The 14282-nt window shown below is 69.6% G+C and carries 11 protein-coding genes; 9 read left to right on the plus strand and 2 right to left on the minus strand.

The annotated features are described in order from the left end of the window. Positions 1-331: 331 nt before the first annotated feature. From ATK74_RS12785 to ATK74_RS12805, 5 genes are all read left to right on the plus strand, one after another. Positions 332-1774 carry a ferredoxin reductase family protein gene (locus tag ATK74_RS12785; protein ID WP_211283374.1) on the plus strand — a complete coding sequence of 481 codons (1443 nt, stop codon included), beginning with the start codon at positions 332-334 and terminating at the stop codon, positions 1772-1774. Between the two features lie 12 nt (positions 1775-1786). Then, positions 1787-2239 (plus strand): FMN-binding protein, encoded by a 453-nt coding sequence (locus ATK74_RS12790; protein WP_098461399.1) that lies wholly within the window; start codon positions 1787-1789, stop codon positions 2237-2239. Next, positions 2236-3051: an FAD:protein FMN transferase gene (locus ATK74_RS12795; RefSeq protein ID WP_098461400.1), complete on the plus strand. Its 816-nt coding sequence runs from the start codon at positions 2236-2238 to the stop codon at positions 3049-3051. The genes ATK74_RS12790 and ATK74_RS12795 overlap by 4 nt, the downstream gene beginning before the upstream one ends. Positions 3052-3164: 113 nt before the next feature. Further along, on the plus strand, positions 3165-5531 hold the full coding sequence (locus ATK74_RS12800; RefSeq protein WP_098461401.1) for an ATP-binding cassette domain-containing protein: 2367 nt from the start codon (positions 3165-3167) through the stop codon (positions 5529-5531). A 66-nt stretch (positions 5532-5597) separates the two neighbouring features. After that, positions 5598-6011 carry a GNAT family N-acetyltransferase gene (locus ATK74_RS12805; protein ID WP_098461402.1) on the plus strand — a complete coding sequence of 138 codons (414 nt, stop codon included), beginning with the start codon at positions 5598-5600 and terminating at the stop codon, positions 6009-6011. A gap of 322 nt (positions 6012-6333) precedes the next feature. On the opposite strand, the gene ATK74_RS12810 is transcribed toward ATK74_RS12805, so the two are convergent. Next, positions 6334-7635 (minus strand): GH25 family lysozyme, encoded by a 1302-nt coding sequence (locus ATK74_RS12810; RefSeq protein WP_098461403.1) that lies wholly within the window; start codon positions 7633-7635, stop codon positions 6334-6336. Between the two features lie 281 nt (positions 7636-7916). Here ATK74_RS12810 and ATK74_RS12815 point away from each other — a divergent pair, with 281 nt between their 5' ends. From ATK74_RS12815 to ATK74_RS12830, 4 genes are all read left to right on the plus strand, one after another. After that, positions 7917-8519: a class I SAM-dependent methyltransferase gene (locus ATK74_RS12815; protein ID WP_098461404.1), complete on the plus strand. Its 603-nt coding sequence runs from the start codon at positions 7917-7919 to the stop codon at positions 8517-8519. A gap of 25 nt (positions 8520-8544) precedes the next feature. Further along, the gene (locus ATK74_RS12820) at positions 8545-9093 is read left to right on the plus strand and encodes an isochorismatase family protein (RefSeq protein WP_098461405.1); all 549 of its coding nucleotides are present in this window, start codon (positions 8545-8547) and stop codon (positions 9091-9093) included. Positions 9094-9166: 73 nt separating this feature from the next. After that, on the plus strand, positions 9167-10507 hold the full coding sequence (locus ATK74_RS12825; RefSeq protein ID WP_211283375.1) for a threonine/serine exporter family protein: 1341 nt from the start codon (positions 9167-9169) through the stop codon (positions 10505-10507). 66 nt (positions 10508-10573) lie between these two features. Further along, positions 10574-10981: a hypothetical protein gene (locus tag ATK74_RS12830; RefSeq protein ID WP_098461406.1), complete on the plus strand. Its 408-nt coding sequence runs from the start codon at positions 10574-10576 to the stop codon at positions 10979-10981. Positions 10982-10990: 9 nt separating this feature from the next. Here the strand turns inward: ATK74_RS12830 and ATK74_RS12835 are convergent, their stop codons facing one another. Continuing rightward, positions 10991-14182, minus strand: a complete 3192-nt coding sequence (locus ATK74_RS12835; protein WP_211283376.1) for a S8 family peptidase — start codon at positions 14180-14182, stop codon at positions 10991-10993. Positions 14183-14282 lie beyond the last annotated feature (100 nt).

A 14282-nucleotide genomic window follows, 5' to 3' on the forward strand; every position in this document is an offset into this window, starting at 1 on the left:
GCCGCAGGGCGATGCGCCGATCTCGGCTGATCGCGGAGTTTGTTACCTGATCGGCGAAGAGGGCGGAGCGTCCCGAGCAACTCGCGGACTTGGTTACCGAATGCGCAGCGAAACAGCCAGGATTCGGTAACCAACTCCGCCACTCGGCTCCGGCGCTGCCGGAGGCACCCGCATTCGGTAACAAGGCCCGCAGATGGCGGTCGGCTGGCTAGAACCAGCCGCTCACGGCCACCAGCGAACGCCCGCCCCGCGCGGCCACAGCGAGCACACAGCGACGTCCAAGGGTATGGACGGTTCGACCCGAGACTCTCGTTCACATCGAATGATGGGAGTGGACGTGGCCGTGGAGACCCAGAGCCCGACGGGCACCACCCGGCAGACGCCGATCGTTGATCGTCGGGTGCTGGTGGCTGACCGCCGAGTGCTGGTGCCGTCCTGGTGGCGGGACGCCGTGGGCCTGACCATCTGGGCCAACCTGCTGATCGTCACCGCACTGTGGGTCAGCGGCGGCGGGCTGCAGGCGCTGTCCACACCGGCCGGCGCCTTCACCACCCTGGGCCGGCTGACCGGCCTGATCGCGTCCGTCCTGCTGCTGATCCAGGTGCTGCTGATGGCCCGGCTGCCCGTAGTCGAGCGGGTCTACGGCCAGGACGAGTTGGCCCGCCGACACCGGCTGGTCGGCTTCTGGTCGTTCTCGCTGATGCTCGTCCACCTGGTGCTGATCACGATCGGCTACGCGCTATCGGCCCGGCTGAACGTGTTCGTCCAGTTCTGGGAGCTGGTCGTCGACTACCCCGGAATGCTGCTGGCCACGGCCGGCACCGTGCTGGTGGTCGTGGTGGCCATGAGCAGCATCCGGGCCGCACGGAGAAAGCTCCGCTACGAGTCGTGGCATCTGATTCACCTGTACGCCTACCTCGGCGTCGGGCTGGCCCTGCCCCACCAGCTGTGGACCGGCCAGGAGTTCCTGAGCAACGCCTGGGCCACGATCTACTGGTGGGGGCTGTGGATCGCCGCGCTGGTCGCCATCGTCGGTTGGCGACTGGCCGTCCCGCTGTACCGCAGCCTGCGGCACGACCTGCGGGTGGCCGGCGTCCGCCGGGAAAGCGCGGACGTGATCAGCGTGCTGATCTCCGGACGTGACCTCGACCGGTTGCCGGTCGCGGCCGGCCAGTTCTTCCACTGGCGGTTCCTGGGCCGTCCCAGTTGGACTCGGGCCCACCCGTACTCGCTGTCGGCGGCCCCGAACGGCCGCGACCTGCGGATCACGGTCAAGGATCTCGGCGACGGCAGCCACGAGCTGGCCGGCGTCACCCCGGGCAGCCGGGTGCTGATCGAAGGCCCCTACGGACGGCTGCACGGCGGCGTCCGGACGAGCCGGAAGGTGCTGCTGATGGGTGCCGGGATCGGGATCACCCCACTGCGGGCGCTGCTCGAGGAACTGCCGCAGGCCCCCGGCGATGTCACCTTCATCTACCGGGCCGGGAGCGACGACGAGCTGGTGCTGGCCGGCGAGATCGAGCAGCTGGCCGCGTCCCGGGGGGCGCGGGTGTTCTTTGTGGTCGGCCACCGTCGCCGGGAGCGGAACTCCTGGCTGCCGTCCAGCGCCGGCACTCTCAGCGATGCCGACGGCCTGCGCCGGCTGGTGCCTGACATCGCCGAGCACGACGTCTACCTCTGCGGCGCGGACGCCTGGATGGACGCCGCCGCCAAGGCCGCCCGCGAGTGCGGGGTGCCGGCCGACCGCATCCATTCCGAACGCTTCAGCTGGTAATCGAGGAGCCTCATGCGCAAGATCGTCATTGGGCTGGCAAGCACCGTCAGTGCGCTGGTGCTGCTGTTCAGCTATCACACGTCCACGAACTCCACTGCGGCCAAGGACACCACCACCGACACCGGCGGGGGCACCGGCAGCTCCGGCGGGACGACACCCAACGCGGGCTCGTCCGGGTCGTCCGCGGACGGCACCTACACCGGCGATGCGGCCGCCACCCGGTACGGCGACGTTCAGGTGCAGATCACCGTCTCCGGCGGCAAGATCACCGCGGCTGACGCGATCCAGTACCCGAACAGCGATCGGCACGACCAGCAGATCAACGCCTACGCCATCCCGATCCTCAACTCCGAAGCGGTGGACGCCCAGAGCGCCAGCATCGACGCCGTCTCCGGCGCCACGGTGACCAGCGACGGCTACATCACGTCCCTCCAGTCGGCCATCGACGCCGCCCACCTGCAATGAGCACCCTCACGCTGAGCCCAGCCGTGGCCACCGACCTGCCGCGGCGCGCCTGGGTGGCCCAGATCATGAGTCTGCCGATCAGCATCCACCTGCGCGGGCCGGCCGCGGAGTCGCCGGCGATCGCCGCCCTGGTGGCCGAGGCATTCGGCGAGCTGCGCGCCGATGAGGAGTTGTTCAGCATCTGGCGTCCGGACAGCCCGGCCAGCCGGATTCGGGACGGACGCGACCAGATCGCCGATGCCCCACCCCGGCTACGGCACGTGGCCGCGCTGTGCGAGCTCGCCGAGTACCGCACCGGTGGCGCCTTCTCGGCGTGGCTGCCGGACGCGTCCGGGGTGTTGCGGTTCAACCCGACCGGGCTGGTGAAGGGCTGGGCCGTCCAGCAGGCGTCCGCCCTGCTGGGTGAGCGGCTGCGCCGCTTCGGAGCCCACGACCTGATGATCAATGCCGGCGGTGACATCGCCGTGGCCTGCACCCGCACCGACACCCCCGACTGGGTGGTGGCCATCGAGGATCCGCGCGATCGCAGCCGGCTGCTGCGGGCGCTGCACCTGCGCACCGGCGCCGTGGCCACCTCGGGTACCGCGGCTCGCGGCGCCCACATCGTCGACCCGGCCACCGGAATGGCAGCGGACGGCCTGCTGTCGGCCACCGTGATCGGCCCCGAGCTGACCTGGGCGGACGTCTATGCCACCGCGGCTTTCGTGAAGGGGCCGACCGCCGTCGGCTGGCTGGCCACCCTCGATCGGCATGCCGGCCTGCTGGTCGAGCCGAATGGACGAGTGACCGCGATCGGGGCACCGGAAGCCTGAGCATCGCCCCGGCATCGTCCGGGCCGACTATCGGTTCGATGGTCTGCCCATTCCGCCCAGTGGGTGGCGGCTCCTAGGCTGGGCGGCAGGCCCACCGCCTCGAAGGGGAGATCATGTCCGCTGATCATCGACATCCGGCCGACCAGCACGATCTGATCCGAGTGCGCGGCGCCAGGGTCAACAACCTGCGCGGGATCGACCTCGACCTGCCCAAACGACGGCTCACCGTGTTCACCGGGGTCTCCGGGTCGGGCAAGAGTTCGCTGGTCTTCGGCACCATCGCCGCGGAGTCGCAGCGGCTGATCAACGAGACCTATCCGGCCTTCGTCCAGGGCTTCATGCCGAGCATGACCCGTCCGGACGTGGACGTCCTGGAGGGCCTGAGCACGGCGATCATCGTCGACCAGGAGCGGATCGGGGCCAACCCGCGCTCGACGGTCGGCACGGTCACCGACGCGCTGGCCATGCTGCGGATCCTGTTCAGCCGGCTGGCCACCCCGCAGATCGGCTCGGCGCAAGCATTCTCGTTCAACATCGCCACGGTCTCCGGTAAAGGCGCGGTCGAGATCGAGAAGGGCCAGGGCAAGATCGTCGAACGCAAGTCGTTCACCGTCCAAGGCGGCATGTGTCCCCGCTGCGAGGGGCTCGGCAACGTCAACGACTTCGACCTGTCCGCGCTCTACGACGACTCCAAGTCGCTGAACCAGGGCGCGTTGGCCGTCCCCGGCTACACAATGGACGGCTGGTACGGACGGATCTACCGCGGCTGCGGATGGTTCGACCCGGACAAGCCGATCCGCGACTACTCCCCCAAGGAGCTGTCCGATCTGCTCTACAAGCAGCCCACCAAGGTGAAGATCGACGGCATCAACGTCACGTACCAGGGCCTGATTCCGCAGATCCAGAAGACCTACCTGGCCAAGGACGTCGAGGCCATGCAGCCGCACATCCGGGCCTTCGTGGAGCGGACGGTCACCTTCACCGTCTGCCCCGACTGCGCCGGCACCCGGCTGAACGAGCCGGCCCGCTCGGCGCGGATCGCCGGCGCGAACATCGCCGACGTCTGCGCCATGCAGCTGACCGATCTGGCCGAATGGGTGCGCGGGCTGGACGACCCGTCCGTGGCCCCGCTGCTGGCCAAGCTGCGGCACATCCTGGACTCCTTCACCGAGATCGGGTTGGGCTACCTGAGCCTGGCCCGCTCGTCGGGCACCTTGTCCGGCGGCGAAGCGCAGCGGATCAAGATGATCCGACACCTCGGCTCGTCGCTGACCGACGTCACCTACATCTTCGATGAGCCCACCATCGGGCTGCACCCGCATGACATCGCCCGGATGAACGGCCTGCTGCTGCGGCTGCGCGATGCCGGCAACACCGTGCTGGTGGTCGAGCACAAGCCCGAGATGATGGCGATCGCCGACCACGTGGTCGACCTCGGCCCCGGTGCTGGGACGGCCGGAGGTCAGATCACCTACACCGGCGATCTGGACGGCCTGCGGGCATCCGGGACGCTCACCGGACGCCACCTGGACGACCGGGCTCGGCTGAAGCCGTCCGTCCGGGCCGCGACCGGGAGCCTGCCGATTCGTGGGGCGAACGCCAACAACCTGCATAGCGTGGACGTGGACGTCCCGCTCGGCGTGCTGGCCGTCCTGACCGGGGTGGCCGGCTCGGGCAAGAGCTCGCTGGTCGACTCCGGGCTGGTCGGACGCCCGGGCGTGGTCGCCATCGACCAGGGCGCCATCAAGGGCTCTCGGCGCAGCAACCCGGCCACCTACACCGGGCTGCTGGAGCCGATCCGCAAGGCCTTCGCCAAGGCCAACGGGGTCAAGCCGGCCTTGTTCAGCGCCAACTCCGAGGGGGCTTGCCTGGCCTGCAACGGTGCCGGGGTGATCTACCTGGATCTGGCCGTGATGGCCGGGGTGCCGGTGACCTGCGAGGAGTGCGAGGGCAAGGGCTTCCAGCCGTCCGTCCTGACCTACCACCTGGCCGGCAAGGACATCGCGCAGGTGCTGGCGCTGCCAGTGGCCGACGCGCTGGAGTTCTTCTCGGCCGGGGAGGCGAAGCTGGCTCCGGCGACGGCCATTCTGACCCGACTGGCCGATGTGGGGCTGGGCTACCTGCGCCTGGGCCAGCCGCTGACCACCTTGTCCGGCGGCGAACGGCAGCGGTTGAAGCTGGCCAACGAGCTGTCCGGGACCGGCAGCATCTACGTCCTGGACGAGCCGACCACCGGTCTGCATCTGGCCGACGTCGAGCAGTTGCTCGGCCTGCTGGATCGGCTGGTCGAGGCCGGCAAGTCGGTGATCGTGATCGAGCACCACCAAGCCGTGATGGCCCACGCCGACTGGATCATCGACCTGGGTCCCGGCGCCGGCCATGACGGCGGACGGGTGGTCTTCGAAGGCACCCCGGCCCAGCTGGTCGAGGCCCGATCGACCATCACCGGTCGGCACCTGGCCGAGTACGTCCGCCGCTGACGGGGACGGTTCCATTACCGTCCGGCGCGGTGGTGAGGCGGCGTCCAGCCGCCTAGGCTGCCGCCCATGACTGACGGCCTGCGCTTTTCCAACCGCACCGAAGACATCGACCGGACGCTGGTGCACTACTGGATCAGCGAGCTCAGCTACTGGGCCCAGGGACGCACCCGCGAAACCCAGGACACCGCCATCGACGGCTCCCGGAACTACAGCGTCCATGACCAGGCGACCGGCGCCCAGCTCGGCTACGCCCGGGTGATCACCGACGGGGCCACCTTCGCCTGGCTGTGCGATGTGATCGTCGCCCCGCACGCCCGCGGACGCGGCGTCGGAAAGCGCCTGATCTCCGGCATCGTGGACGACCTGGAACCGCTCGGGCTCCGCCGGATCCTGCTGGCCACCGCGGACGCCCACGGCCTGTACGCCCAGTACGGCTTCGAGCCGCTGGCCCAGCCCGAGCGCTGGATGGTCCACCTGTAGCTCCGCGCCCCGCACTCCCAGTTCGCGCTACCGAACGGAACTCCCGCTACCGGAATTTCGGCAGCAAAGGTTGCATTCGGTAGCGAACGCTGTGGACGGGGCCGGGGCGGCTCTACCCGGACGGGGCCTAGCCGGGCCCGACGGACGAGTCGGACGGGGCGGCTGGCCCATCTTCTCGCCCCTCCGACCCGCGCCCCGCCAAACCCAGTTCGCGCTACCGAACGGAACCCCCACTACCGAAATTTCGGCAGCAAAGGTTGCATTCGGTAGCGAACGCTGTGGACGGCGTCGAGCGGAGGCCCGACGGCCGAGCCGGACGGGATCAGCCGTCGACGCGCGGAGTCCAGGCGTCCGCCTTGGCCAGGTCGGCGTCCAGGGCGCCGACACCGGAGCCGGAGATCCGCAGGTTCGAGCTGTACTGCCACAGCGACCACTCCGACCACGGCCCGGTCAGCGGCTGGGCGTCCGGCACTCGTCCGTTGTCCTTGCCCCACGAGGCCACCCAGAGCCGGGCCAGCGGAGCAACTGGCTCCCACACGTACTCGCCGGCGTCGATCCGGTTGGCCGCATTGGCGCCCATGTAGACGTAGAGGTTCGGCCGGCGTCCGCTGTCGATCAGCTTCGCCTTCAGGACGGTCAGGAACTCGGCCACCTCGGTGGGGTTCCAGGCACGCAGCGAGAGCTTGTACTTCTTGCCGGACTTGGTGGTGGTCCAGGCGCGTCCGGCCTCGACGTCCAGGACGATCGGGTCGGTGTCGGCCGTGGCGAGCTTGCCGTCCTTGACCAGCCAGGCGAAGAACTGGTTGGCCGAGTCGGTCGGGGTGTAGCCGGCCGAGAACAGGTTGCCCGGGGTGGTGTCGATGCTGTCGATCCAGCCGTTGAACCAGTAGTGGCCCAGGCCGAGCTTGGCCTTGCTCACCGCGTCGGCCAGGGTGGCGTAGGCACAGTCCTTGTCGACGGGCTTGGATCCGGTCTTGGCCTTCTTACCGGTGCAGGCGTTCACATAGGGCTGGTTGATCGGCTTGGCGCCCGAAGCCGCCCGCAGCACCACGAAGCCGTGCGAGCCCGTCCACGACTTCACGGCAGCCAGCTTCACCTTCTTCTTCGGTGCCCACTGGTAGGCCGACAGGTCGACGCCCTGGCGCAGCCCGGTCAGCCCGAAGGCCTTCTGGGCGTCCGCGGCCGGCGTCTTCGACGGGAACCGGACGGTCAGCTTCACCGCGGCCGATGTGACCTTGCCGCCCTTGCCGGTGACGACCACTCGGAACTGCGTCCCACTAGCCCACTTGCTGCCCTTGGCGGTGTAGGAGGACGACTTCGCGCCCGTGATCGAGGTCCACTTCTTGGCCTTCGGCGTCCGGGACTGCCACTGGTACTTCAGCGAGGTGCCGGAGGCGGTGACGCTGAACTTCGTGCGAGTGGACACCCCGTAGCGGTTGGTGGTGCTGCTGGCCGGCTGGCTGAGGATCTTGGTGGCGGTGGTGGCCATCGGCAGCACGGCCGACGCCGGGCTCACCGTCGGCAGCGGCAGCGGCATTGCCTGCGCGGGGCTGGCGCTGAGCGTCCCGGCGAACAGCGCGGACGCCGTGAGCACCGCCCAGGTGACTGACTTACCGGAGAACATCACTGCCCCTTCCCTTCGGTTGCGGCCCGAGCGGACCGCAGGACGAAAGGGAACCGTCCCTCTCGCATCGGCGGGATGGATGGCAATGGAACCGTCCCCACCGAACCGGCTGACCAGGGCGGACGGTCAGGGAACCGTCCCCTCGACTGGCCGCCGATGTGGTCATGGTAAGCCGACTCGTGACGGTCGGCGGGGAGATCGAGGGGGCAGTTGTGACCGAGGGGCGGCGCGGAGTCGTCCAATCGGCGGTACCGACACCGGGTCCGAGCAAAGATGGACGCATGGAGCCCACCGCCAAGATCGCGCGCTTCGACACGCTGATGACCCGCCTGGAGCGGCGCTACTTCCCGCACACCCGGCGCTGGATCTGCTCGCGGGCCAGCGGCAGGACCCTCGAGGTGGCGGTCGGCACCGGACTGAACCTGTCCCACTATCCGCCCGGCCTGGACCTGCACGGCGTCGATCGGGAGCCGGACGCCCTGGCCCTGGCCGCTCAACGCTCGGACGAGCGCAAGCTCGGGATGATCCTCAAGACCGGGGACGCCGGACGCCTGCCCTACCCCGACGCCAGTTTCGACACCGTGGTGTGCACCTTCGCGCTGTGCGAGGTGCCGAAGGTCGAACCGGTGCTGCGCGAGTTCGCTCGCGTCCTCCGTCCGGACGGACAACTGCTGCTGGCCGATCACGTGATCGCCACCGATGGCTGGGTCCGGCTGGCCCAGCGGCTGCTGGAGGCCGTGACCATTCCGCTGGGCGGCGAGCACTACACCCGGCGCCCGTCCCAGCAACTGCCGGTGGCCGGCTTCGCGGTGGTCGAGTCCGAGCGGCTGGCCCGCGGCGCGATCGAACAGTTGCGCGCCCGTCTGGTCAGTGCCGAGGCTTAGTCTGGACTTGAAGCCGAGGAGGACCATGAGCACCTTCACTGATCGTCCCAACAGCGCCGTCCTGGTCGTCGACGTCCAGGTCGGCGTGGTGGCCGACGCCTACCACCGCGACGAAACCCTGGCCCACCTTCAGGAGCTCGTGGCCAAGGCCCGCACGGCCGGCGTCCCGGTGATCTGGGTGCAGGACCTCGGCGGTGACCGCGAGGCCGGCTCCGCACCCTGGCAGATCGTCCCCGAGCTCGAGCCGCTGGCCGACGAGCCCCGGGTCCAGAAGCGCTACGGCGACTCCTTCGAGGACACCGAACTGGCCGACCTGCTCGAGGCCGGACGGATCGGACGGCTCTACGTGGCCGGCGCCCAGACCGATGCCTGCATCCGCTCGACGATCCACGGCGCGTTCACCCGCGGCTACGACACCATCCTGGTCGGCGACGCGCACACCACCGAAGACCTCACCGAATGGGGCAACCCGTCCCCGGCGGACGTGATCGCCCACACCAACCTGTACTGGGCCGATCACGAGGGTCCCGGACGGGTGGCTGACGTGGTGAACACCGCCGACCTGCAGCTCTAGCGCGCCGCGCCCGCACGTCGACACCGGGCGGACCGGGCCGGTTCGGTGGGTCCGGCTAGCTAGGTTTACCCCTGTGAGCAGTGATGGGTTCTTCGACGAGCACGAACACGAGGACGCCCTCGAGCCCCGGCACCTGATCCGGCGTTCGAACGTGGTACTTCGCGCCGGGATCATGATGTTGGGCGCCGGGACGTCCGGCCTGCGGGTGCGTGAGGTGATGCGCTCGGTGGCCGGGACGGTCGGGCTGCGCCAGCTGCAGGCCCAGATCACCTACACCGACATCACCTTGACCGTCCGCCGACGCAGCACCTTCCGGACCCAGGTCGGCGAGGTCGCGGCGCCGGGCGTGAACGCGCACCGGATCGCCATGCTCAAGGAGTTCGGCGAGCACCTGCCCGAGCGGGCCACGGTGGCCGAGGTGGACGCCCAACTGGACCAGATCGAGCACACCCCGAAGCTGTACCCGAGCTGGGTGCTGATCCCGCTGGTGGCGATCGCCTGCGCGTCGATCACCGTGCTCGGCCACGGCAGCTGGCGGGAGGTGCTGGCCGTGCTGCCGGCGTCCGCCCTTGCCTACTGGCTGCACCGGGCACTGACCGGCCACCAGCTCAACCACCTGGCCGTCGTGCTCACCTCGGCCGCGGTGGCCACCGGCTTGTACGTCGGGTTCAGCAGGCTGCTGGACCTGGCCCTGGGCGGGCCGAGCTCCCGGTTCGCGGCCGGGCTGATCTGCGCGGCCATCTTCCTGATCCCCGGCTTCCCGCTGGTCACCGCCGGCCTCGACCTGGCCCGGATCGACCTGCTGGCCGGCATCCCTCGGCTCACCTACGCCGCGCTGGTGCTGCTCTCGATCACCATCGGGGTGTGGCTGGTGGCCAGCCTGTCCGGCGCCAACCCCGATCCGGTGCCGCCGATCGACGGGCATCCGGTCCTGCTGTGGCTGGCGGTGCTGGCGGCCAGCTTCTTCGCGGTCTTCGGCTGGGCCACCATGTTCAACACCCCGATCTGGATGGCCGTGGCCTCCGGAGTGATCGCCATGCTCGGCAACGTCCCGCGGCTGATCCTGATCGGCTTCGGCGTGAAGGAGTACGTGGCCACCTTCCTCGGCTGCTTCCTGATGGGCCTGCTGTGTGCCCTGGCCGGGAAGCTGTTCGACATGGAGAAGATCATCATGACCGTGCCGACCCTGCTGGTCTCGATCCCGGGCGCGGCTGCGCTGCGCACCCTGCTCTACTTCGACCAGTCGAATGTGGTGCTGGCCATGCAGAACGGGGTGGCCACCGTGCTGGCCGTGATCGCCATGGTGGCCGGCCTGGCCGGGGCCCGGATGCTCACCGATCCGGAGTGGGCCTTCACCGGCGCCACTCCGCCGGACGCCCCGCTGGGCCGGATCACCCGCCTGTTCGTCCGCTGAGGACGCTTCGAGTCAGCCGCCGGCGACCGGAGCCGACGTAGGCTGGAGGCGACAAGGAGGTTCCCGATGACCGTTCGTCGCCGCCTGGCCCCGATCGTGGCCGGCCTCGCCCTCGCGGTCACCGGGTGCGCCAGCCAAGGAGTCCCGATGGACAGCCCGTCCGCCCGTCCGCCGTTCCAGACCACCAGCCCGATGCCGACGCCCAACGCCGGCGCCAGCGCGTCCGTCCCGCCGGTCCGGTGGCAGGCGATTCTGGACGACCTGGCCACCCGCAAGGTGCCCGCCGACCAGGTCACCCTGGTCAGCGCCGAGTCGGTCACCTTCAACGACGGCTCGCTGGGCTGCCCCGAGCCCGGCCGGATGTACACCCAGGCCCTGGTCGACGGCATGCGAGTACAGGTCAAGGCCGCCGGCAAGCTCTACGACTACCGCTTCGGCAACACCAACACCCCGAAGCTCTGCGAACGCCGCTGAGCTGGCCGCTCAGCGGGTGCGGAGCAGCGCGGCCTCACTAGCGCCGGACTTGTTGTCCACCGACACCACCATCAGGCCCTTCGGCTTCTGCGCGGCGTAGGCGGCCTGGTTGGCCACCACGGTCAGCTTGGCGGTCTTGTTGCGTCCCACCATCACCTGATCGGAGTCGGTGAACGGCTTGTGGAACGGGTCATAGCTGGCCCAGCCGTCGAAGCTGTCCTCGCCCAAGCCGAGCACGGTGTAGGCCGAAGCCGTGTACTTGAAGGCACCGGACGTCGCACTCAGGCCGAGCTGGGACGCGTTCACCGGCAGCAGGATGGTGCTGGAGTCGGTGGGCGCCTGGGCCAGGTAGCCGGACGGAGTCACCTCGCCGCTGGCGACGTCCATCACGAACGCCTCCATCAGCCCGTTGTACTCGCCATTGCGGATGTAGCCGGAGTCGTAGCCGATCACCACCTTGTCGGACTCGCCGTCCCGGTTGGTGTCGACGTCCACGTCGAACTCGATCGAGGCCGCGTTCGACCAGCGGTTGTGGCTGTTGATCGCGAAGACCATCAGCGGGTCGTCCGGGTCACCGAAGGACTGGACGCCGACCGCCCGCAGGTCGTAGCCGGACGCCACCGAACCCTTCGGCAGGTCCTTGGCCTTGTCAGCCAGGCCCCAGGTGTAGATGTCGGCCAGCGCGGGCAGCGCCCCACCGAAGTTGGCCAGCTTCAGCTTCAGGTCGTAGCTGGGCCGCACGGCGGTGGGCTTGCTGCCCTTCTTGGGTGTGGCGTTCGCGGCCGTGAACAGGCCGAGCTGCTTGTCTGCGGCCAGTCGGGCGTCGAGCCGGGCCTGAGCGCGGGGCACCAGCAGGTAGGGCACCTTGAGCTCTCCGGCACTGGAGCTCACCACCACCGCGCCGGAGACTTGGCGGAAGCTGAACTGATCCTCACCGGACAGCGAGGTGCCGATGCTGGCCGCAGGGACGCTCAGCAACACCGGGACGGTCGCCTGGCTGCGGGCCTTCACGGTCAGCTTCTTGGTGCCGAGCACCATGCTGGCCGGACGCGATTGCGGCCCGGCCTGGGTGCTCAGCCGGTAGGTCACCGGCCGATCGCTCAGGTTGCTGATCGTGATGCTCTTCGCCCCGACGTAGGCCAGGGACGGCTCGGCGAAGCCGAAGCTGAGGCTGGCCTCCTGGATCTTGCCGGCCGAGGTCCGGTAGCTGTCGCCGGTGACCACGGTCTGGGTGTTGATCGCCTGCAGCGCGTCCACCAGGCCGGTGCCGGACTGGGTGACCTGGTAGCCGGCGACCTTGTCGGCGTCGGCCGTGCCGACCACGGCGGCCGCCACCTGCGATGCCGTCCAGTTCGGGTGGGCCTGGACGGCCAGCGCGGCCACCCCGGCCACATGCGGGGCGGCCATCGAGGTTCCGGACTCGACCTGACCGTCGCTGCCGGTGCCCACTGCCGCGGAGAAGATCGAGACGCCGGGCGCCGCCACATTCGGGCTCAGCCCGGACTCGGTGGTGCTCGGTCCGGCCGAGGAGAAGTCGGCCACGGCGCGGTAGACCGGGTTGGTCACGGTGCTCGCCGAGAACCCGACCTGGGCACCCTCGGCATCGGCCAAGGTGGCGCCGCCGTCACTGGTCACGCCGAGGAACGGGATGGTGACCTGGTAGGCCTCACCGTCGTCGGGGTTGCTCAGGATCTTGCCTTCGAAGGGCGGGAAGCCAGGGTCGGTGTTGGTCATCACCACAGCAGCCGCTCCGGCCTTCTGCCCGAAGATGGCCTTCGCGGCCCGGGCGCAGCTGCCCCGTTCGACCACGGCGATCTGGTTCTCGCCAGCCTTGATCCCGGCCGCGGTGAACGACTCCACCGAGCAGCCCAGCGACTCATTGACGTCGGCGGTACCGGGCTGATCAGGGATGTTGACCAGCTTCAGGGTGCCCGAGGGCAGCGCTGCGTCATTGGCGTTGATGGCCTGGACGCTGGTGCTACCGACGCTGAGTTCGGCGCCCGGGAAGGTCTCGGCGCTGTCCACGGCGGCCACACCGATCACGCCCTTGCCCACCGCGGGAGAGCCGACCAGGTACGGGTTGCCGCCCTCATTGCCGGCCGAGGCCACCACGACCACACCGGCGGCCACGGCGTTGGCGGCCGCGACGGCGTCCGGATCGTCCGACTGACCGAACGGGGCGCCCAGGGAGAGGTTGATCACATCCATCTGGTGGTCGACGGCCCAGTCGATGGCCTGCACCGACAGATCGGTGGTGCCGGTGCACCCGAACACCTTCAGCGCGTAGAGATCGACCTCGGGGGCGACACCGGGGCCGACCGTGAACTTCTTGCTCGGCGTCGACTCATCGTACGGGCCGGTGTAGGCCGCCCCGGACGCGGTGACTCCGCCGCCGCCGGTGGTGCCGGCCACATGGGTGCCGTGGCCCTCACAGTCCAGCGGGTTGGCGTCCGGAGTGGGCGTCGCTGACCCGGTGGTGCCGTCGGCGTCGTAGCCGTCGCCGGCGAAGTCGTAGCCGCCCTTCACCCGTGGTGCGGACGGACCGAACAGGGTGCTGTTCGTCGGCAGAGTGGCGGCCGAGTTGGCCCGAGCGGCGGTGTAGGCAGCCACGGTGCCGGGCCCGCCGAAGTCGGCGTGGGTGTAGTCGATGCCGGTGTCGATGACCGCGACCTTGACCCCCTTGCCGGTCTTTCCGGTGGCCTGCCAGGCCTGCGGGACGCCCAGGAACGGCACCGACACGGTGTTGTTCAGCGACTTCGGAGTCAGCGCGTGCACGGCGGTCACTCCGGGCAGGCCGGCCAGTGCGGCGGCCTTGTTCCGGGCGATCCGGACCCGGATCCCGTTGTAGGCGCTCTGCAGTTTGGCCACCACCTTGCCGCCGCCGGCCGTGATCTCGCCGGTGAGCGCGTCCTGGGCCTTGCGGAGCTTGGCCTTGACCGCAGTGCGCTGGCTGCCGGTCAGCGAGCCGCCGGCCTTGGCCTGGACCACCGCCACCGGATCGCCGGTGAGCTGCACCATCACGTCCACTTTCTTCGAGCCGTCCAGGCTGCGCGGGGTGAAAGTGGTGCCGATCGGGCCGTCGGTGGACATGCGGACGAAGCTGTCGGCCCCGGAGCGGGTCTCAGCGTGCGCCGGCACGGCCGAAGCGGCCAGGGCCAGCGCGGTAGCGGTTGCGATCAGAACGGGGAGTTTCGGCTGCACGGCCATCGCCTTTCTGGCAGGGAGCCGCGGGGGTGTGACTCGCCTGGTAAGGAGGCTATTTGCCGTCGTTGTAGGGGGTCAAGGAGGGTCGGCTCAGAAT

This window comes from Propionicimonas paludicola, from assembly GCF_002563675.1.
GTDB classification, from domain to species: domain Bacteria; phylum Actinomycetota; class Actinomycetes; order Propionibacteriales; family Propionibacteriaceae; genus Propionicimonas; species Propionicimonas paludicola.